The 1,097-nt window shown below is 73.7% G+C and carries 1 protein-coding gene; it reads left to right on the top strand.

From position 1 onward, the window contains the following. On the top strand, window positions 1–1,097 hold a 1,097-nt coding region (locus tag CIW48_RS32870), incomplete at both ends, for a mannose-1-phosphate guanylyltransferase/mannose-6-phosphate isomerase (RefSeq protein WP_246695532.1).

The following is a 1,097-nucleotide window of genomic DNA, read 5'->3' as shown; positions in this document are numbered from 1 at the left end:
CGGGAGAGCATGCCCAAGCAGTTCGCCCGGCTGGTCGACGCCGAGCGCTCGACCTTCCAGGCGACACTGGCGCGGGTGTCGGACGCCTCCGTCTTCACCACGCCCACCGTCATCGCCTCGGCCGAGGCCCGGTTCATCGTCGCCGAGCAGCGCGACCAGCTCGGTCTTGCCGCCGACATCCTGCTCGAGCCGCAGGGCCGCGACTCGGCCGCCGCGGTGGCGGTCGCAGCCCTCCACGCCGCCGCCAGCGACCCGCAGGCCGTGGTGCTGATCATGGCCGCCGACCACGTCGTGCCCGACACGCAAGCCTTCGTCGACGCCGTGCGGCGCGCGGCCGAAGGCGCCCGGGCCGGCTACACCATGACGCTCGGCATCGAGCCCGACCGGCCCGCCACCGATTACGGCTACATCCGCCGCGGCGAGCCGATCGCCGAGGCCGCGGGCGCGGCCCGCGTCGCCCGCTTCGTCGAGAAGCCGACCCAAGCCGGCGCCGAGGCGCTGATCGCCGAGGGCGCGCTGTGGAACTCGGGCTACTTCCTGTTCCGGGCCGACCTGATGCTGGCCGAGCTGGAGGCGTTCGTGCCCGAGGTGCTGGCGGCCGCGCGCGCGGCCCTGGAGGCGGCGGTGACCGACCTCGACTTCGTGCGCCTCGACGCGGCGGCCTTCGCGCAGGCGCCCAGGATCTCGATCGACTACGCGGTGATGGAGCGGACCGCCCGGGCCGGGGTGCTGCCGGTGTCGTTCGCGTGGTCGGATGTCGGCACCTGGGACGCGGTCTGGCAGGTGCTGGACCACGACGCGGAAGGCAACGCCGTGCGCGGCCGGGTGTCGCTGATCGGCACGCGGAACAGCCTCGTCCACAGCCAGGGCGAGGGCCTGACCGCGGTGGTGGGGCTGGAGGACGTGGTGGTGGTCTCCACCCCGGACGCGGTGCTGGTCGCCTCCAAGGCGCAGTCGGGCCAAGTCAAGGAGCTGGTCAATGCGCTGCGGGCCTCGGGCGCGCCGGAGGCGGACGCGCATCTGCGGATGTACCGGCCGTGGGGCTGGTACCAGCGCATCGACCTCGGCGAGCGCTTCCAGGTGAAGCGGATCCAGGT

It is taken from the genome of Methylobacterium sp. P1-11 (genome assembly GCF_008329595.1).
Classification (GTDB): domain Bacteria; phylum Pseudomonadota; class Alphaproteobacteria; order Rhizobiales; family Beijerinckiaceae; genus Methylobacterium.
This window is presented reverse-complemented; position numbering and strand designations above follow the sequence as displayed.